This is a genomic window from Paenibacillus sp. FSL M7-1414, from assembly GCF_038003195.1.
GTDB classification, from domain to species: domain Bacteria; phylum Bacillota; class Bacilli; order Paenibacillales; family Paenibacillaceae; genus Paenibacillus; species Paenibacillus amylolyticus.
On sequence record NZ_JBBOOS010000001.1, the window covers coordinates 4,369,734 to 4,388,157 of the forward strand.

Sequence of the window (18,424 nt, forward strand, 5' to 3'; positions counted from 1 at the left end):
GCCCCTTTGCAATAACTCCTCATCACTTCTATTATGTTCGATCTGGCGAACAATATTTGAATACCCTTCAATAAAAAGGTACATTTGTGTTTCCCGCTTCTAAACTCAACCTTTGCAATACGAGTCTGTCCTAGTCAGCTCCAGCATAAGAATGTAATCCGGCAATGATCAGATTCACTCCAACCAGCGTAAACATAACCACCAGGAAGCCAAGAACTGCAAGCCATGCAGACTTCTGACCTTGCCAACCTCTGGATAAACGCAAATGCAGATACACACTATAATATAGCCATGTAATCAATGCCCACACCTCTTTGGGGTCCCAACCCCAAAAGCGACTCCAGGCAATCTGAGCCCAGATCATGGCAAAAATTAATGCTCCCAGCGTAAATATCGGAAAACCAATGGCAATTGCGCGATAACTTATCTCATCCAGATCATCAGCATCGATTCCATCCATCATTGGCTGTAACGCTTGTCCAAGTGGTCTGCGCACAAGAAGTCGTACAATTCCATACAGGATCAGACCTACAATAAGTGACCAAACCACCGTATTCAGCTTGCGCCCGGCATTTACCCCGTTCATCCAGGAAGGCGTCTCAAGTAAAGGTTTTTTCATGCCAAGAAACGGTGTCATGCTCTCCACTTCGCTATTATATGGTGCAAAAATCGGAGGCATGCGATAAATCACTTTCTCTATTGTACTATTTTCCTGTACCTCTGTGTCAATGCTGACCGTTTTCTGTACAAAAACCGCCTCGTAACCAGCTGTACGAAAGGCAAATACCGTTCCGATGAATCCGATGACTACAACGATCGTAACTAGGGTGAATTCAACCCATCCTCGTTGACGTCTTGAAGATTTGTCTTTACCACTGAAATCAACAGTACGGAGCAAATACATGAACCCTGCGGCAAAACCCACGGCGAAGAATGCTTCACCAAGCGCGGCCAACGTCACGTGAATTTTCAGCCAGATGGACTGAAGTGCCGGGATTAATGGTTGTACCTCCTGAGGAAATACCGCGGCGTACGCCATAATAATAATGGTAAGTGGTAAGGCAAACAAACCCAGTAATGACTTGCGGTATATGGCATATACAACAATAAATGCAACCATAATCATCATGGACAGAAAAGACATGAACTCATACATGTTACTAACCGGGATATGACCTGCCCCAGCCCATCGGGTTACAAAAAATACGATGTGTGCCGCCAAGGCGACAGTCGAAGCGATAAAAGCTCTTTTACCCCAGCGATTCATATGGTCCAGAGGATCACGATTACTCCATTTTTTGCCCATGACCGCGACAGCATATAACAAGAATGCAGCACAATAGAGAAAGAAAGATACGATAAATGCGTCGCTGCTGAAATCCAATAAACTCATGCCTGATTCCCCCCGTTATCCAACGACTTCTCTTCCACTTCCAGATTCATCTGTTTCAAAACGGCCGCAACTTCACGCCTGAAGCCAAACCAGTTTTTGTTGGTATGTCCACCCAAGGTGAGCTGTTTATCATCAAAACGAATCCAGATGCGGCGATGATGCCAATAAAAACCCATGACCAGACCCAACATAACAATACCGGCTCCTACCCATACAAAAGGCATTGCCTTATCCACTCTTATATTGAGATAACTTACGGACTGAATAATATCGACCTTGTCCATGCTGTCTACTTCCAGCTGTAAAGGAATCTCAGCTCCAATCAGCTGTTGGTTAATTGCATCCTGTTGAAACCGTTGTTTATCAATCTGCTTCGCAAAGTACAGATATTGTATCCCCTCTTCGGGCAGATCCGGTCCCTTGATGAGAAAGAGAAAAGCAGGTGCATTAGGTGAAGGTGATTTTGATTTGGGCTGACCATTCTCATCCAATCCAAAGTCCATAAACTTTTCTTTTACCGTGAGCTTATAAGGACCAGCTTCAAATGTTCTTTGGGTGTCTACCATATCGATCTTAATGGCCCCGTATACTTCACCCGTCTTTGTATTGACCAGATCAGGCGTTACGGAACGAATGGTGGGTGTTAGATCATAATCAAACTGATATGCTTTCAGACCGTTATAATTCAATGGATGATTCACGCGTACATCATGTCTGGCTACCTCAGCTAACTGAGGTTTCTTCGAGAGATCCGAACAATCTGCTGTACATTCATACAAAACAACTTTTGTTTCAAACAGTTTTGGAACGGTCTTGTTCAGGTTACGGAATTGCTCGGGTACTTCGTCCTCACTGTAGAATTCAACATTAAACTGTTCATTTTGCAGATACATCGATGTATTCGGGATCTTTTTGATCTCACCTTCAGGAAAAGCGACGTGCTCGTCCAAATTCAGACCTGGAAGACCTCGTGCGAGCACCGCCAGCAAAAATATAATGAGTCCAATATGGATGACATATGGGCCCCATCGACTGAATCGCTGTTTCTCGGCGAGTAATGCATCCCCCTGGGTGTGCACGCGGTATCCTTTCTTTTTCAACGGCGTAACCGCTTTCTTAATCCAGTCTTCTGGTGCCTCTTCGATGGTACCTTGGTACACGAGACGCTGTCTTGTCAAAAATTGCGTATGCTTACGTATTCTCTGTTTATTCAGTGCTTTGTAGAGCGGTAGGACGCGATCCAGACTGCATATCACCAATGATGCCCCAATCAGCACCAGCAGTAGAATAAACCACCAGGATTCGTATGTATGGGATAAACCCAACAGATAATAGATATGACCCAACTGACCGTATGTTTCTTTGTAGTACACGGAGGGATCGATATTCAGAAATGTACTTTCTTGCGGATAGATCGTGCCAAGCATAGAACCTACAAGCGTAAAAACAATCATATAGACGGCAATTTTAACGGAAGAAAAAAAGTTCCATATGCGGTCAATGATGTTGGGATTACTGCGCTGTGAGCGGCGCGCCATGCCATCATAACGCATTTCCAACACTTCATCCGATTTAGCTTCAGACTCCAGCAGCGGTTTCCCACATGCTTCACATAGTACAGTGCCTACCGGATTCTGGTGTCCGCACTCACATTTGGTATTTTGGAACACGAATAGACCTCCTGTCAGGGCTGCTTCGCCAGTTGCGAAATTTGAGCGTCAAGTGTGTCCAAATCAAGTTGCCCGATATGAATGGTAGAGATTTTGCCCGTGTCGGATACAAAAAATGTCGTTGGCATCGGAGAGATCCCGAAATCACGAACCGAGTTTTTCTCACGGTCAAGCATGATTGGAAACGTAACCCCAACCTGCCGAACAAAATTATCCACGGTCATCTGGTCTTCTCCAACATTAATCCCGACAAATTGTACTCCCTGGTCCTTCCATTTGTCAGCTTGCGCCTGAAGTGCAGGCATTTCTTTAACACAAGGTTCACACCATGTGCCCCAGAAATTGATCACCATCGCTTTTCCTTTGTACTCATCAGACGTATGAACTTGACCATCCAGGCCCAGCAGTTCAAAAGAAGGAGACTTGTCCCCTTCCTTTGGCTTGCCATTCGAGCCGGATACCGATGTGGTAATCGCATATCCGCCCAACACCAGGATCAATAACAAAATGACGATTTGCATCGTTCTTCTTGATTTCCCCATGTGCTGCTCCCCTTTTAAGTGACTGTAGCATTCGCATCTTATTGGTATAAGACAACTGTGAACATCCTATGAACAATTATAGCGAATTTCGTCACAAAACTGCGGCGGTTTTATGAAAATTATGTGTCCTCACATTACCTTTTTTTCATTTTTTTGGCTGGCTCTGATTGTGCGAGGGTAATCAGGTTGTTGACTTCCTCTTTGGTCAGATGACGTGTCAGACCACGTTTCAGGTTTTGTAGCAAAATACCACCAAACGAAATCCGTTTCAGGCGGGTTACTGGATGGTTGATTGCCTCGAACATACGTCTAACCTGACGGTTACGTCCTTCATAGATCGTAATGGAAATGACCGACTCATTAGCCGCTGTATCCACATCTTTGTACTCTACCTCTGCAGGAGCAGTCATGCCGTCATCCAGCATAATGCCTGTCTTTAATTTCTCCAGAGCTGTACCATGTGGCACACCTTTAACCGTTGCATGATACGTTTTGGGTACGTGATGCTTAGGATGCGTTAGCAAATGTGCAAACTCACCATCATTGGTAAGGATCAATAAGCCCTCTGTGTCATAATCCAGACGACCTACAGGATATACGCGTTCCTTGACACCTTTCAGGTAGTCGGATACAATTTTCCGACCTTCCGGGTCAGATGCACTTGTGATTACGCCTTTTGGCTTGTTTAACATCAAGTACACTTTTTTCTCACTGCGGATCGGTTTTCCATTAACCGTAATCATATCCTCTTCGGGGTTCGCTTTTGTACCCAGTTCGGTTACGACCTCCCCGTTAACTTCTACTTTGCCGGACAGGATTAGCTCCTCGCTCTTGCGGCGGGATGCAATGCCTGCCTGTGCGATAATTTTTTGTAATCTTTCCATGTTTGTCATGTCACCTCACACTAATGATACCCATCACGCAAGGAAATCACAAGGATAATCCAAGGATTTTGTAAACTGGCGACACGAATATGCATTTTAGGCTACCTTCCCCTTTGAGATTGACGCAAAAAAAAGCCTACCTTTACACGACCTGTTGAACACAGATGGCGTAAAGATAAGCTTTTTCTCAAATCATTTAATTGGAAACTTTGCCGGCAACTGCAACCTGTTTTTTGGCAGGGTTAGTGCTCTCTTTAATGAAAGTCTGCAATGTCTTGGAAGTAATATAATAGGTACGTCCACCGTACACAAATGTCATCATACCAATTACCCGGTTGTTCTGATCCAGAACAGGGCCACCTGAATTACCTTGGGCCATGGATTTCACAATACTGCCGATTCCCTTTTTACCTGGAACGTCCGAAGCTTGGGAACTAAACACTCTGCTTTTGGCTATCGTATTGAAGGTTGAAGGAAAATCTTCATCCAGGATGACAAGATCACCAGCAGGATTTTTGGGGAATCCAATCGTATAGACAACCTGGTTATCCCTTGCATTTGCAAATGCGACCGGTTGGGCATCTATTTCCTTGTCCAGCTTCAGCAGTGCCATATCTGTCACCGGGTCTGTCTTAATAATTTTTGCCTTTACAGGCTTACCCAAGGAACCCGGACTCGCAACAGTCAGTGTACCTTCATCACCATCAGACAATTCAGCAAAACTCTGAACGACATGATAATTCGTGAGCACTTCATCCTTTGAGATCAATATTGAGGTACCAACATCATAATATACCATATCGGGTTCATCCTGCTTGACCAAACGTACATTCACGACTGGAAAAGAATCCGCTGTGACTGCCATTTGTGCACGCAGCTGTTTGTCGAAGTAACCTGTAAAATGTATCGTCTGAACGGCTTGAGCTGCCGCCAGCCCCGTTGACCCTGCGAGCATTGCAATAGCAAGCACGCCTGACATTCCGACACGGAGCATTCGTTTCCAACTCTTCTGCATGTCTCACTCTCCTCCGCTATTATTCTAGCATATCTAATATATCGGAAGGAAAGGAGATATCTTTTAACCAAAAACGAGCAAACAAATGGCGAGGGCAGCAATAAAACCAACGACATCGGAAAACAACCCTACTTTGAGTGCATATCGACCGTTACGTATGCCTACAGCCCCAAAATAAACAGTCAGCACATATAACGTGGTGTCTGTACTCCCCTGAATCGTAGATGCCATACGTCCAATCATGGAGTCAGGGCCATGGGTTTTGATCAGATCGGTTGTAAACGCCAGAGAGCCTGTCCCCGTTAAAGGACGCAGTATTCCGAGTGGTAACACTTCGCCCGGAACACCCATCCAGGACACCAGCGGAGCAAACAGACTAATCACAAAATCCAGTGCACCCGAGGCACGAAATACGCTGATTGCGACCATCATGCCCACGAGATGTGGAATAATACTGATTGCAGTGGAGAAACCATCCTTGGCCCCATCAACAAAGGATTCGTAAACCGGGACCTTTTTGGTAAACGCATATAATGGAACAAACGCGATAATAACCGGGATGGCCCAGACGGAAATCCAGTTGATGAAGGTTAACAAAGGTGCTCATCCTTTCATGCCGGGATTGCCACTTTTCTGTATGCGCGGCGGTTTGTGTAAAGCCCTGTTTCGATACCAGCGATCGGCGATTATAGCAGCAAGTGTAGCGATAATGGTAGCCATCAATGTTGTTCCCACAATCTCTGTTGCATTGGCGGAATGATAGTTTAAGCGGATGGCGATCAGCGTTGTCGGAATAATGGTAATGCTAGCCGTATTCAGAGCCAGTAAGGTGCACATCGCAGGAGAAGCGGTTTGTTTGTCCGGATTAAGCTCCTGCAGCTGTTGCATGGCTTTGATTCCCATCGGTGTAGCCGCATTTCCTAGTCCCAGCAAATTGGCACTCATATTGGAGAGAATATAACCCATCGCCGGATGATTTTTGGGCACATCGGGGAACAGGAAACCCACAACCGGACCGAGCAGCTTGGCAATACGAGCCAGGAGGCCCGCGTCTTCAGCCATTTTCATCATGCCCATCCAGAACACAAGCACACTAATCAGTCCAAAACAGACCGTGACTCCCGTTGCCGCCCCATCAAAAGCGGCTTGCGTGACCACTTCGATATTACCGTTGACGGCTGCAAAAACAAATCCGATTAAAATCATGAGCAGCCAGATTAGATTAATCATGGATTATATCCTCCCTTCAATGGCGATTTAGCTAAGGAGACAACAGGTGGCTTAACACGGCACGCCATGCAGCTGCCCAGGAAGAGACATCACCGATTCCACCCAGCGTTGCATCTTCTGTCTTGGGTTCAGGAGGAATATAACTGCCTTTGCGATACACGGGAATTGAGCCCACAAGTTTGCCGTCAAGCTGCATATCAATGCGACCTGCCAATCCAAACGAAGGATCTGTCGATTGTTCCTTGCCATCCGTTTCCGATTGGGCGCGACTTTCGTGCAGAATCAACTTTTTGGTCAATGAACTTTTCTCACTCTCAGCCAGTGGGTACCAGAATCCCCGGCCCGTAACGACATCTGTATTTTGCACAGGTTGTTCTTGCTTGGCGACCTCTACTAACGGGAAGTACTCAAAACCGAAATCTAGCATCCGAGCATGATCGTTCCAATCGTTACCGTCGTTCAGCGTTACTGCGGCGAGCTGCTGTCCGTTACGTGTAGCGGAACTGACCAAACATCTGAAAGCTTTTTTTGTGTAGCCGGTTTTCACTCCATCCGCACCTTCATACATCCGCAGCATTTTATTTTTATTGTGCCAAGAGTATTCCCAGCTTTCATTGGGGTTCGGTGCGGATTTGACCTCCGTGGCTACGATGCGTTTGAACACCGGATTGTGCAATGCATATGCCGTTAATCGGGCCAAGTCGTTAGCTGTTGAATAGTGACCTTCTGCATCCAGTCCATGAGGGTTCATAAAATGAGAATGCGTCAGACCGATTTGCTCCGCCTTTTTGTTCATTAACAGGACAAAGCCTTCTTCCGATCCACCGACATGTTCTGCGATCGCAGAGGCTGCGTCATTGCCTGAACGGAGCATGAGCCCGTATAACATGTTTTCAAGCGTCATCTCTTCACCTAACTTGAGATAGAGAGAAGATCCTTCTTTGGCAAAAGCCGTGGGAGACACTTTCACTTTATCATCCAGCTTGCTGTGTTCAATCGCTACGATCGCTGTCATGATTTTGGTCAAGCTGGCAATTCGCAGTTCTTTATCCCCATCTTTGCTGTATAAGATCCGGCCTGATGTGACATCAATGAGAGCAGCGCTTTGCGCATGAGTAGACGGACCTTGAATCGTTGCCTGGGCTTGAGTAGCCCCAAATGAAGACAGCAAGAAGACAGGGATAAGCATGCATGCAATGACTTTCGTTATTTTTCGCATCAATTCATTCCTCCGGGTCACTTGGAATCTTGTACTATCTTATGTCCGGACAACTTGGAGTATGTCCCATAGGGCAAAAACAGCAAAAATCCCTCACGCTTGGATGCGGGAGGGACGTTATGTATGAGACGTTATATAAGATATCAAGGGCTTAGACGACAATCAAGCCTGATCCTTTTTATCCAGCATTTTAGCTACTTTTCGCATAATTCTAGAGACTCTCATTTGGCTGATGTCTTCCATATCTGCGGTCTGGGTTTGATTAAACCCTTCAACACGATGCTTCAGTACAGTCACTTCTTTCTCACTAAGCTTGCGCTTGACCGAATCAATAACCGCATCAACGTATAACTTGTCCAGAATATCTTCTTCAATATTCTCCCCGCTATAGATGGTATCCATCAACGTCACGGATTGAGTTTGTTGATCATCAGCACCTACAGGCTCATCCAGGTATTTCACACCTTTACCCACTTGAAGTGCTTTATTGATCTTCTCTTCTTCCTCATCAAGCAACAATGCGATTTCATGTGCTGGTGGGAGGTAGCCCATATCGTGCTCAAGTCGATTGATTCGGTTAATTAATTCCGTAGCTGTGCGAGTTGGACGAATAATGCTTGCACTATCTCTCAGAAAACATCTGATTTCTCTGACAATGGCAGTAACACTAAACGAACTGAATTTTACGCCACGCCCCGTATCAAATGCCCTAATCGCTTTGATGAATCCCAGACGGCCCAGTTGGAGGATATCATCCTTCTCTACACAATGATTCTTAATAATCATTTCTGGTTTTCCAATATACTTATGAACGGAATGCCATATCAGGTTCTCATTGACCAGTATACAATCCCCGAGGAAATGCTCATCGAGCTTACAACGTTCAATATTTTCTACGTCATCCATTGTGTAATGCTTCTTATTTACCTGCAAATTCGTGCTAATATGTTCTGGAAATTTTCCCATTTGGATCTCCCTATGTAAAATTGATAAACGGTCTTATAGTATTCAAATTATATTGTTAAATGATGTTTATTGACCTTTTTTGATTATTCCAAGCATCTTGTTATGATGTTCCTTCACTTGATTGTAGTACCAGGGGCGAGCCTTTCCCTTATTTACATTGCCCTCCCCCTGATTGTACGCAATGGTTGCTGTACGAAGATTTCCGTCGTACTTATGCATAAGATATTCCAAGTATAGAATGCTTGTCCTGATATTCGTTTCAGGCTGATGTAGCTCCTGTTTACTCACTCCATACGATTTCGCTGTGCTCGGAAGAATCTGAAGTAAACCAATCGCTCCATGGGATGATACACTTTCCTCTAACATCCTGCTCTCTTGCCACATCATAGCCAGAATCCAGACGGAATCGATATCCGAATCCTTCGAATATTGAACTACCCACCTCACATACTTCAGCAGCTTTGCCCGGCTCACTGTTTTCTCATGGTGGAGTTCTATATACTGTTCAAGCATATCCGTCATTTGTATGTGCGCAGGAGCAACCGATTTAACTTGTTTTTGTTGTTTTTCTTGCTTCTCTTGTTTTTCTTGCTTCATTGGTTTTACTGGCTTTACCTGCTCTGCTTCCGTTGCTTGGTATTGTGAAGCTAATACCACCATCGCAACAACAATACCTATTACTCTTTCTAAAGTGAGCAACAGATTCGCCCACCTCCTTACTGAAAGCCTCTATATTATAGAAGGAATAATCTCATACATAAGTTAGGATTGGTCTTGTTCACTTGGCTGATATACAATGATTGCGGCATATTCCAACGTGTTACTGGATGGATCAACGGTGGAGGTAAACTCCAGTCCGGTAACGAACGTGTGCGGCTTGGATAACATCCATGCGTTGATTAATTCTTCCACACCTGCAGCGCTAGCGGACACAAACGTTTTTACAGCTAAATCCGAAGCGTAGTTTAACACTTTCATTGCTCTTCACCCGATGACTCTTGTTCCTCTTCCTTTTTCTCTTCAATGAGTTGATTAAACTCCTCTTCGGTCAGTTCATGAATCTCCAATTCGTAAGCACTTGTCAGAATGTACCCCATACCATCCGTTAAATGAACGTTATAAAATGTTTGTAGTTCTTCATGAAAGGTACCCTCTTCGTAGTTGAATCCAATAACGGCTTTTTCGTAACCAGCTACACGACCAGCAAACCATACGTTGGCTTTTGTTTTTGCGCCGGTTGGCGTCTGGATTTCATGCATATTGGTCGGCGCGTGGATATACTTTCCAATCATACTGGCTACGATTTCTTCCGTTAATTTATCATCTTTTGCTTTGATCATATGTGTCATTGAATTATTCCTCCATTAGTTAAAGTCTCGCGAATATTCTTGCCCTTACATTCTCTATACGTGTTATCGGAGCGGCAGTTAAATTGGAGCCGCAGATGAAGGATTGGTTCCGCTGCTTAGGACCATATAGTTCGTCCGCATATGGTGTACAGCCACGTCCAGATCAGCCACTCGTTTGGAGACAAAATCTTCGATGACAGGCTCCAATGGCCTGAAACCTACAGCCAAGATCGGTTTTTTATGTATATACGCATGATGCATGATCACAATATCAGTAGAGGTCAAATAATCCATATCCAGATTAACCAAGACAGCATCAGCCTGTACCACTACTTTCTCAATGATCAAGGTATACTCCCTGTTGCTTAAATCAGAAGCTGTCGAAGAATCATGACTTGCCCAAGCGATATCCGAATACCCCTCTAGACGTTCCACAGAAAATCCTAAAACCACCACACTAAGCATCCTTGTTCCGCCTTTCTTTCTGTACTAATCTCTCTATACGACATAAAAAAGCACCCAGTTAAGGGTGCTCTCTCTGTTCTATGTAGGTTACTGAATCTATCTTCATCAAACTTAGGCTATTAATTGCCACTTATGACTACAATGCTTCGTATTTCTCACGAATCGCTTTCCATAACTGGGATATCCGTGCCTTGGATACACCTAGCATTCCTGCAATCTCTACAAATTCATACCCCGAAGTCCGAAGCTTAAAGATTTGTTTCTCACGTTCGTTCAGCCTCATATTTTCCATAATATCTGTTACAAACTCAAAATTCTCATAAGCAAACCCAGCATGACCAAGCGCTAATGCGATATCTGAGCTTTCCGATTCATCGCCACCACCCTGATCCGTACACATGATCTGTACAGCGTTAACCACACTGAGATTTTTCTCAGACATACACTTGCGGTACATGTCCTTGATTTTATTTTCGATAAGATGATCAACAAACGTCGACATTTTGGCCTTTTCTGCATCATACTTGTCCAGGGAATTAACTAATTTGATCATAATCTCCTGGGTCACATCCTCTTTCTCCATCCCGGCAAACGTTTTACCTCTAAGTTTGTGACGACACTTCTCCTGAGCTTTATTCAGGAACATGTCTATATCCCCAATCTCAAATAAATCATCAAAACCCATAGCAGTTGTAGCAGACATTTTTCATTTCCCCCATTAACTATTTAATTATCAGTAATCGTATTCTTTCTTCACAATCTATTCGCTATCCAGCATGATCTTACTCTACATTCCCGCTTTTGCTCCCGAAATCTCATATACCATATGTAGTCTTGTTACACACAATTGAAGCTAATAAGCCTAATTACATACAAACGATCAAGAAATCTCCCTTTGATCCGCCTCCCCATTCCCATCCTATTACATTCAGAATAACAAATGCGAACTAATGTTCGCAACATTTATTTATTTCGTTCGCTTATATGCCTTTTACTGACTATATACGAAGTACACGGTGAAAGGTAAAGTAGCATTTTTTACAAACAAAAAGACCAACACAGAGCGCACCACTGGAAAATACCAAAATGGTGGAATGTGTCGGTCTTGGTCTGACATCTATTTCGTCCCAATTACCGAAGATATGGCCTTCAAGTTCTTTAACAAGGTTATAGGCTTCGTCAAGATTATTAATCTATTCGATCGCCATAAGGGTAGTATAAGGAAATATGTAGGATATTGTCAACAACAAAAATTAGTCCCTAAGAACCTGTCCAGTATTCAAACGTTAGTTTATAGGTCTTAAGGCATGTTAATCTCATCATTTTTCAGCAGCACTTCAACATCCTTGTTCATCTTGAAGACTGTAATCTGCTCTGCAAAATCATGACCAAAAAATGTTGTTTCGATGTCTTCGATCTTCAGACCCATGTTGATATAGGAGAAAACGGGGTTGAAATCTTCTCTCATCATATATGCTAGCTTCATCTTGTATTCGGCGAAAATTTGACTTGAGTGAGATTGCATATGTTCCAGCATGAGTGCTTCAGGCTTGGTGAATTTTGCTGTAAACTTTAAGATGATAAAATGATTCATGATAGAGACTCTGGTATCTACCGGCCCGCGTTCAGTAAAATCTTTTCTTATTCTGGATGCCAACTTTGCGAGCTCTCTTTCCAAGTCTTTTATCTCAATGTCCCATCCCTCCTTGCCAATCATCCTGACCCCTTCTACTGCCCCTGAACATATGAATTCAACCTAGTTTAATCAAAACTGCTTGTACAAGACAAGTTTCAATGGATGCATTAAATCAAGTCACTCTCAACTTTTCATGAAAAAGGAATAGACCCCAGAACTAGGCTTGGGGTATATCACTTTATTAACTATATTTTATAATTATTCAAATAAACTAGCACTTGGTGCTGAAAAGCTAACATTAGTTAGCTTATACGCTTAATTTATCATTTCATTGGTGAGCTCTATTTTGAGCAGGCTAAACGCAACCAGGTTTAAAACGACATTGGCACCGTAGTCTCTTTCGATCAAATCGAACGCTTCTTCCGTTGCTCCAACCAGATCCTCCTTATCCGAGGTCATCTCCGTAGTGACAATTTCCTCATCATTCAGTGCAAAGGTCAGCCTGTACAGCATCTGTATTCCCCTCCTTAGAGGTCAATTCAATATTTCGCACATCAGTAAGATCAATGATATGAACCACATCGTCTGTATCTTCCAACGTAATCGATTTCCCCTCGTTCTTGTGTTTGGTGAAAAGTCGGCGATATTCTTGCTTAACCTCATCCGAAGTTAACGGGATTTCGCGTACGACCTTATCCGAATCTTTCTCTTTCTGTTGTAATCTAGGATTATCTTCCATCCAGTTCACCGTTTTTTTCTTCCCACTTCCCTTGAAATAGAAATGAGCAGTAAGTTCAATATTCATCGTACACTACCTCCCGGAATAATTACGTTCTCATACTACTTTCTCTATACGTCTTGATCAGCTGATTGTTAATGCTAATCTTCAATGCAGATGTGGGAAACACAAATTATTTTGTTGTTAAAAGAAAAAAAGGACAGCATATGCTATCCTTCCGTATTAGTATTTCTTAACCGCTATACGATTACCGTATGAGTCATATATATATTGGAAGTTAGTTTGAACAGGTGTTGTTCCCAACTTGGTGATGGACTTGGCCACCAATCTTCCCTTATCATCATACTGATAAACGACATCAACCAAAGTAGGAAGCTGCACGAAGTCCAGGCCGTCATATCGATATATCTCACCAATCGAAATGACCAAGAAGGAATCATTCTGTGCATAACCTTCTGAAGAAGCTGGCATGGTCAGTACAGGTTCTCTAACCAGCTGCTCGGTGTAGTTGTCTGTAACGACTTGCCGAATAATTCTTCCCTGCATGTCAAAAGCAAAATATGTAACCACATCCGTATAATCTACCAAGTCACTGATCGATTCCCACGGATCAATGACATTCAGGCGTTTTCGTTCACCCCAAGTCATGCTCACATGCATTTCTCCATCGCTGATCATATCGGCACTATGTGTATCAGGATGTTTGTAATGATTGGCCTCAAGCTCGATGTTGGACAACTTTTCACGTTCGTTCAGAGTCATGATAACGTTATGACTTCCATCTGTTAACATATCAGCACTGTGTGTATCCGGATGGCTATAGATCACCGTTTTGGTACCATTAAGATTAATCGTTCCATTCTCAGAATGGTTCGAAACTCGATCACCACCCACCTTTACATATTTCCCACCGCTGTATGTATAGGTCGTTGATTCATTTTGATTGCTCGAGTCTTGGCGTACCAGATATAATCTTCCTGCTTCACCTACGGTTGGAAGTTCTGTTTTCAGTCTGACCGAGACCACGTTTCCTACTGACACTGCGTCCAGTCTGCCATCAAGAGAGGCATAAGAATCCCTGGCTTGTTTAACTTCACGTTCTACTTTGGCAGCTTTGCTGAATGAAACAATATCCATGTGGTGGTCCTCCTCCTACCTTGTAGTCAAACCAACGACCTCAATATCGAAGTTGGCCACATCTGTACCCAGATTTTTTAACGACAAGTGAAGTGTTGAAGTCCCATCTACGTCCTCATATGGCAAATCGATCATATCGTAAATCCCTTCCATAAAATTCCCCGTCGAGTATTGGGCATTGTTGAAATAGAGAACCTCTGGATGTGGACCTGCACTGTTCAAAACATGAACTTCCACATTTGTCTCTCTGGACGGAATGACCCTAATCGTTTTGATCATGAATCGAGGATGTTCCATGGGAATATCAATCATTGCCTTCGCCCCACCGCCAACATACTCTACTCTTTGGGCAAACGATACCGGCAATAGCACTTTTCTCATCTCCTCCATCAGTTTCCATGTCCTGTTCAAGAACCTTCCCTCCTTCTAGGAATATGTGTATCCGGATACCGTCGTGGACGAAGATGACTATCAGATGTGTTGCCACTTCCGCTGTAGGACCAATCCCCCCACGTTTTCCCCACTAACCCAGCCTGCTGGACAGGAATCTTGACCTTAATACACCAATCAAGCCCCGCATAATTTTGTTTCACTTTGAGGCCTCTTATGGTATCACGAATTAAACCTACTCCACTGGACTGGGTCAAAAATTTATGCTTGAGTATCATATTTTTTTCATCAGGAACTCCCACTCTGGTTCGTGGCCCATAAATATATTTATCCGTAACGTATCCAATCAATTGATCATTATGGTTGTCCAGCATCCTCCATGTACCCCAACGGTAGATGTCAATTAATTCAGCCGTAGTGGATAACGTTCCTAATGAATAGACTATTTCCTTACCTTCAATGGTTAACGGAACAGCATCAAGATCGTATCCAATGCCATGCAGAACTGCCGCCTTACTCTGGGTATAGAGAGAACCGCTCTCGGCGGTCCCTACAACTTTCCCTTGATGTATAGCCATGTCCATCACCACCTTAATTCATCAGGACAGCAACCGTAGCGCCTGATAAGAAGCTCTGTCCACCAATCGACAGCGAGTATACCTTATATGTTCTAGTGCCCACTTTGATCTCATCTCCATGTGAGACTCCGGCAGAAGGTACCGCATAGATATCAATAAGTTCGCCTCTAGGGCCTTCCACACCATTACACATAATAACTGGAGCAAGATGATAAAGAGACCCCCACCCTGGATTAACAGGAAGCATGGCAGAGTAAGCATCATAAATGTTATTCACCATCTGTTTATCTTTATCACGCAACGTCCGGATACCATTATCCCCGTTGTAGCTGAGGCCAACACTCAAACTCGAGGAATCTGTCTCTGTGGCATACCTGTTCAGAATTCCGAAGTAACCCAGATTGGATATACCGGTAACCGAGTTCACATCCCCCTGCAAATAAATAATAATTCGGTTTGGTTGAACTGAAACTTGGTAATCGATTAATAGATTCGTATCAACCGCACTCGTATGACATAATAAGTCCTTTTTCACTTCGGCTCTGCCCAAAGGAATACTACCATCTGTTGCCATCACATCTTCAGCCACACTCACGGTCAATGTGTTTCCCGTTGTTCCCTTCGTGTTTCCAACCTCAAGTCTGAAGAACAGTTTATCTGAACCTGTTGTTCCCACTGATTTGAGCACGATCACACTCGCTGTCTCGTAAAATACAGACCAAGGAGAACCTGCAATCGTTTTAAAACCTTGAACAATATTTGCAAATAATTCATTCATCTTAACTTTGCCTGTGAAATTAGCCATCCCTCATAAACACCTCCTATATTTGGAAAAGTAACGCTCTTTGCCCGCCACCAAGCAGTCTCGCACCATGGAAGAACTTCGGCCTTGAATACACAGGAGCTAAGTTCGAATTGTAGTAATAACGTCCATAGTCTGTATTCGGATAGTCCTGATCTACGACATGAAACACGTAATACTTGCCATCATTGCCAAGATCGAGGATCGATCCGTCCGGGTGCTGCGCACTGTTTTTAAATACAATGGAACGCATACCCTTGAATTCACCCCTAGCTCCTTCAGATGGATGATAGACCATGAAAGGCGTAACATAGTATCTTGAACCTACACCTGGAGAAGGGATGGACTCTGTCCCAAAATTGTACAGTGCGTACTCCGTTCCATTCCGTGAAGTCATAACGACACCTCTCGGTGTATCATATTGATCTGATATGTTGTTATCCGAAGCGGATAAAGGCATATGTGGAAAAACGCCATAAAATTTATTGGCAATCGCCGGGTCCTCTTGCTCTAATGGCTGGCATTTACCTAGGAATATTCGTACCGGGTAAGCTCTTTCCGGATAGTTCAGACTCTCTCCATGGATAAACAGGATATCCTCATTCGTAATTACAGACCACTTATAGTTCACATTATACTGTACGTTATGACACAAAAATGGCGTTTCCGTCATGAATTTATCTGTGTCCACTGGCGAATTTACGAATAGATCTGGTGATGCCACATTGCTTCCCAGATTCTTCAGTCCCCAGCGAATGTTGACTCCTCTGGCGTGCGCCCATACACACATGGTAAAACGCATGGATGTATTTTTTTTATTGGTAAGCAGCGCATTGCCCCAGTTGGCATAAGTCGTTTCGGCCGTATGTATGGTATCCCAGTAAGGATCGATTGCATCTTTCAATGCGTTAACAAGCGTTGAAGTAAATAAGCTTAACGTACTGGTAAACTCGTGTCTGCGAATCATGGTCATGTCCTACACCTCCTTCTCGATCTCGAATAGCAGCACCCGTTGTCCGCCACCGAGAAGTAACGCTGAATCGAAGAAGTAGGGTTGACCCTGAACATATTTTCCTGCCGTGGTAAACCACCCTTGATGGTTTGCAGGATGCGCTTGGGAATAAGCATGGAATACATAGTACCGTTCATCACCAAGATCTAGGATGGAACCATCGGGATATTTACTAGCATCCTTTAATACCGCTGTTCGTACCCCATGAAACTCTCCTCTAACCCCTTCATTAGCATGCCACACGTAGAAAGGTGAAATAAAGAATCTACCTCCTACTCCTGGTGAAGCGATTTGACTATTCGTAGCCAAGTTATAAAGAGCATTCTCAGTTCCATTTCTGGATTTCCTTACGTAGCCGCCGCCTGCTCTATATTTCAGCTCATCAGCAGCGTCATCAAGCCCCATAGGGAAGTGACTAAATACTCCAACAAAATCATTAGCGATTAGTGGGTCCTCATCTTCAAACGGTCTAAGCCTCCCTAAGTAAAGACGTATAGGATAAGCAACCGTTATATTATTCTGGGGTTCGCCGTATAAAAAGATATATTGTTCGGTAACAAAAAGCGTCCATTTAAAGTAAACATTAGTAAGTGAATTAGTTGTATCGCTAGTCCCAACATACGAATCCCCCGTATGTAATGGAATTTCACTAAGATGGCCTAGTTCACTGTATAAGTCTGGAATGACTGCAGCGCCATTATTACGAAATCCTGTACGTAAAAGATAGTTTTTATGATACAAACGGTCACTATATGTATTGACCATGGAAAGATTACCACATATCGTAAAAAACATACTGGGATCTTTAATATTCTTCGCTGTGATTGTACCCATATTACTCGAAGTCATGGTGCTCCTGTTCCAAGCTCTGGGTGTAGCATAACTATTATTGGTACTAAGCGTCCACTCCCAGTGAATATCTCCATAGAGATCTTGTGTCACCGTATCATATAATGTTTGAATGAAATTTGTACAATACGAGTAAAACTCATAACGACGCAGGGCACCTAACAAAATATTTTCAGCCAACTAGTTCACACCTCCTTATGCACCAAATCTAATTTTCATTTCGTGAAAGATGTTCTCTTTAAGTACGGTTAACAGAATTGATTTCACCATGTCGCTTCTCTCTGTTATGAGATTCTTTTGATAAAACTGCTCTTTATCCTCAGCTCCATCCTCTGATTCCACACCACTAGTAGCAGCCTCATGAATTTCAGGTAGCCCTTTAAGTGAAGGCAGAAACTTATGAGCCACATTATCAAACAGGATATTGCTTTCAAAAGCAAAGATTAGAATTTCAATTTCCTCTGTACTGAATGGCTCCGAGTGATTGCCCACTAATTTATCCATAATGGTATGTAGTGCAAATTTCACATCCTGCACGGTCCTCGTCA

General features: G+C 43.5%; 24 protein-coding genes. All 24 read right to left on the minus strand.

Going from position 1 to position 18,424, the window contains the following annotated elements:
- Window positions 1-130 precede the first annotated feature (130 nt).
- The 24 genes from ccsA to MHH92_RS19050 all read right to left on the minus strand — a co-directional run bounded on the left by ccsA (window position 131) and on the right by MHH92_RS19050 (window position 18,404).
- Window positions 131-1,393 (minus strand): cytochrome c biogenesis protein CcsA, encoded by a 1,263-nt coding sequence (ccsA, locus tag MHH92_RS18935; protein WP_339186697.1) that lies wholly within the window; start codon window positions 1,391-1,393, stop codon window positions 131-133.
- On the minus strand, window positions 1,390-3,063 hold the full coding sequence (resB, locus tag MHH92_RS18940; protein WP_339186695.1) for a cytochrome c biogenesis protein ResB: 1,674 nt from the start codon (window positions 3,061-3,063) through the stop codon (window positions 1,390-1,392). The genes ccsA and resB overlap by 4 nt, the downstream gene beginning before the upstream one ends.
- A 14-nt stretch (window positions 3,064-3,077) precedes the next feature.
- A complete protein-coding gene (locus MHH92_RS18945) occupies window positions 3,078-3,605 on the minus strand; it encodes a redoxin family protein (RefSeq protein WP_340905610.1) in 528 nt (175 codons plus the stop codon).
- A gap of 134 nt (window positions 3,606-3,739) precedes the next feature.
- On the minus strand, window positions 3,740-4,489 hold the full coding sequence (locus MHH92_RS18950; RefSeq protein WP_036607741.1) for a pseudouridine synthase: 750 nt from the start codon (window positions 4,487-4,489) through the stop codon (window positions 3,740-3,742).
- Window positions 4,490-4,685: 196 nt separating this feature from the next.
- Window positions 4,686-5,504: a S1 family peptidase gene (locus MHH92_RS18955; protein ID WP_339186693.1), complete on the minus strand. Its 819-nt coding sequence runs from the start codon at window positions 5,502-5,504 to the stop codon at window positions 4,686-4,688.
- 63 nt (window positions 5,505-5,567) lie between these two features.
- Window positions 5,568-6,101 (minus strand): spore maturation protein, encoded by a 534-nt coding sequence (locus MHH92_RS18960; RefSeq protein WP_017687658.1) that lies wholly within the window; start codon window positions 6,099-6,101, stop codon window positions 5,568-5,570.
- A gap of 6 nt (window positions 6,102-6,107) precedes the next feature.
- Complete coding sequence (locus MHH92_RS18965) at window positions 6,108-6,734, minus strand: nucleoside recognition domain-containing protein (protein WP_036607746.1); 627 nt, start codon at window positions 6,732-6,734, stop codon at window positions 6,108-6,110.
- A 31-nt stretch (window positions 6,735-6,765) separates the two neighbouring features.
- Window positions 6,766-7,953 (minus strand): D-alanyl-D-alanine carboxypeptidase family protein, encoded by a 1,188-nt coding sequence (locus tag MHH92_RS18970; protein WP_340905616.1) that lies wholly within the window; start codon window positions 7,951-7,953, stop codon window positions 6,766-6,768.
- 162 nt (window positions 7,954-8,115) lie between these two features.
- The gene (locus MHH92_RS18975) at window positions 8,116-8,919 is read right to left on the minus strand and encodes a sigma-70 family RNA polymerase sigma factor (protein ID WP_340905618.1); all 804 of its coding nucleotides are present in this window, start codon (window positions 8,917-8,919) and stop codon (window positions 8,116-8,118) included.
- Window positions 8,920-8,985: 66 nt separating this feature from the next.
- Window positions 8,986-9,618 carry a lytic transglycosylase domain-containing protein gene (locus tag MHH92_RS18980; RefSeq protein ID WP_340905620.1) on the minus strand — a complete coding sequence of 211 codons (633 nt, stop codon included), beginning with the start codon at window positions 9,616-9,618 and terminating at the stop codon, window positions 8,986-8,988.
- A 63-nt stretch (window positions 9,619-9,681) separates the two neighbouring features.
- Complete coding sequence (locus MHH92_RS18985; RefSeq protein WP_340905622.1) at window positions 9,682-9,897, minus strand: hypothetical protein; 216 nt, start codon at window positions 9,895-9,897, stop codon at window positions 9,682-9,684.
- On the minus strand, window positions 9,894-10,268 hold the full coding sequence (locus MHH92_RS18990; RefSeq protein ID WP_340905624.1) for a hypothetical protein: 375 nt from the start codon (window positions 10,266-10,268) through the stop codon (window positions 9,894-9,896). The genes MHH92_RS18985 and MHH92_RS18990 overlap by 4 nt, the downstream gene beginning before the upstream one ends.
- A gap of 78 nt (window positions 10,269-10,346) precedes the next feature.
- Complete coding sequence (locus MHH92_RS18995) at window positions 10,347-10,721, minus strand: hypothetical protein (RefSeq protein WP_340905625.1); 375 nt, start codon at window positions 10,719-10,721, stop codon at window positions 10,347-10,349.
- 148 nt (window positions 10,722-10,869) lie between these two features.
- Entirely contained in the window at window positions 10,870-11,436 is a 567-nt protein-coding gene (locus MHH92_RS19000) for a sigma-70 family RNA polymerase sigma factor (RefSeq protein ID WP_051447053.1), read from the minus strand.
- A gap of 597 nt (window positions 11,437-12,033) precedes the next feature.
- Window positions 12,034-12,450 (minus strand): Na-translocating system protein MpsC family protein, encoded by a 417-nt coding sequence (locus MHH92_RS19005; protein ID WP_253501448.1) that lies wholly within the window; start codon window positions 12,448-12,450, stop codon window positions 12,034-12,036.
- A gap of 234 nt (window positions 12,451-12,684) precedes the next feature.
- On the minus strand, window positions 12,685-12,882 hold the full coding sequence (locus MHH92_RS19010; RefSeq protein WP_076251186.1) for a hypothetical protein: 198 nt from the start codon (window positions 12,880-12,882) through the stop codon (window positions 12,685-12,687).
- The gene (locus MHH92_RS19015) at window positions 12,851-13,174 is read right to left on the minus strand and encodes a hypothetical protein (protein WP_101313626.1); all 324 of its coding nucleotides are present in this window, start codon (window positions 13,172-13,174) and stop codon (window positions 12,851-12,853) included. The genes MHH92_RS19010 and MHH92_RS19015 overlap by 32 nt, the downstream gene beginning before the upstream one ends.
- Window positions 13,175-13,330: 156 nt before the next feature.
- A complete protein-coding gene (locus MHH92_RS19020; RefSeq protein ID WP_340905633.1) occupies window positions 13,331-14,245 on the minus strand; it encodes a hypothetical protein in 915 nt (304 codons plus the stop codon).
- Window positions 14,246-14,260: 15 nt separating this feature from the next.
- Window positions 14,261-14,656 carry a hypothetical protein gene (locus MHH92_RS19025; RefSeq protein WP_036672279.1) on the minus strand — a complete coding sequence of 132 codons (396 nt, stop codon included), beginning with the start codon at window positions 14,654-14,656 and terminating at the stop codon, window positions 14,261-14,263.
- Window positions 14,653-15,213: a hypothetical protein gene (locus MHH92_RS19030; RefSeq protein WP_253501454.1), complete on the minus strand. Its 561-nt coding sequence runs from the start codon at window positions 15,211-15,213 to the stop codon at window positions 14,653-14,655. The genes MHH92_RS19025 and MHH92_RS19030 overlap by 4 nt, the downstream gene beginning before the upstream one ends.
- 13 nt (window positions 15,214-15,226) lie before the next feature.
- Complete coding sequence (locus MHH92_RS19035) at window positions 15,227-16,018, minus strand: hypothetical protein (protein WP_340905637.1); 792 nt, start codon at window positions 16,016-16,018, stop codon at window positions 15,227-15,229.
- Window positions 16,019-16,034: 16 nt separating this feature from the next.
- Window positions 16,035-16,988, minus strand: coding sequence for a hypothetical protein (locus MHH92_RS19040; RefSeq protein ID WP_340905639.1), 954 nt, complete (start codon window positions 16,986-16,988; stop codon window positions 16,035-16,037).
- Window positions 16,989-16,991: 3 nt separating this feature from the next.
- Window positions 16,992-18,056, minus strand: a complete 1,065-nt coding sequence (locus tag MHH92_RS19045; RefSeq protein ID WP_340905641.1) for a hypothetical protein — start codon at window positions 18,054-18,056, stop codon at window positions 16,992-16,994.
- A gap of 15 nt (window positions 18,057-18,071) precedes the next feature.
- Window positions 18,072-18,404: a hypothetical protein gene (locus MHH92_RS19050; RefSeq protein WP_253501468.1), complete on the minus strand. Its 333-nt coding sequence runs from the start codon at window positions 18,402-18,404 to the stop codon at window positions 18,072-18,074.
- Window positions 18,405-18,424: the final 20 nt, after the last annotated feature.